Below are 931 nucleotides of genomic sequence, written 5' to 3'. Positions count from 1 at the left end.
GCGAGTGCGGTACAACCTACCTGCACCACGGCAACAGGCACCATCACGGTAACTGCACCAACAGGATCAGGCTTAACGTATAGCATTGATGGTACGAACTATCAGGCTTCCACCACTTTTAATAACGTAGCTTCAGGTACTTATTCGGTAACGGTAAGAAACAGCGATGGCTGTACTTCTGCTTCGACCAGTATCACTATTGATGCACAACCAGCAACGCCAGCTGCGCCAACTGCTACTGTGATACAACCAACTTGTACTACAGCGACCGGAACCATCACTGTAACTGCGCCAACGGGTTCAGGCTTAACGTATAGCATTGATGGCACGAACTATCAGGCTTCGACAGATTTTAATAATGTTGTTTCAGGTACTTATTCGGTAACGGTAAGAAACAGCGATGGCTGTACTTCTGCTTCGACCAGTATCACTATTGATGCACAACCAGCCACGCCAGCTGCACCAACTGCTACTGTGGTACAACCAACTTGCACCACGGCCACAGGTACTATCACGGTAACTGCGCCAACAGGTTCAGGCTTAACTTATAGCATTGATGGAACCAATTATCAGGCTTCCACCACTTTTAATAATGTTGCATCGGGTACCTTCAGGTACTTATTCGGTAACGGTAAGAAACAGCGATGGCTGTACTTCTGCTTCGACCAGTATCACTATTGATGCGCAACCTGCCACGCCAGCTGCGCCAACGGCTACTGCAGTACAACCTACCTGTACCACGGCAACCGGAACCATTACGGTAACTGCACCAACAGGTTCGGGATTAACCTATAGCATTGATGGCACGAACTATCAGGCTTCTGCCACTTTTAATAATGTAGCTTCGGGTACCTATTCGGTAACGGTAAGAAACAGCGATGGCTGTACTTCTGCTTCGACCAGTATCACTATTGATGCACAACCTGCCACA

1 protein-coding gene and 1 pseudogene are annotated in these 931 nt (G+C 48.1%); both read left to right on the top strand.

Annotated features, from left to right (window positions below; genetic code table 11):
* Nucleotides 1-681 (top strand): hypothetical protein (locus AN34_RS21840; protein WP_029289142.1); only part of this gene is annotated, 681 nt, incomplete at its 5' end.
* A pseudogene (locus tag AN34_RS21335) lies at nt 593-931 on the top strand (hypothetical protein); the annotation flags it as partial. The gene AN34_RS21840 and the pseudogene AN34_RS21335, both read left to right, overlap by 89 nt.

Origin of the sequence: Pedobacter sp. R20-19, assembly GCF_000708265.2 — a bacterium.
Taxonomy (GTDB): Bacteria; Bacteroidota; Bacteroidia; order Sphingobacteriales; family Sphingobacteriaceae; genus Pedobacter.
Note: the sequence above shows the minus strand (reverse complement) of the source record. Positions and strands in the feature narration are given on the sequence as shown.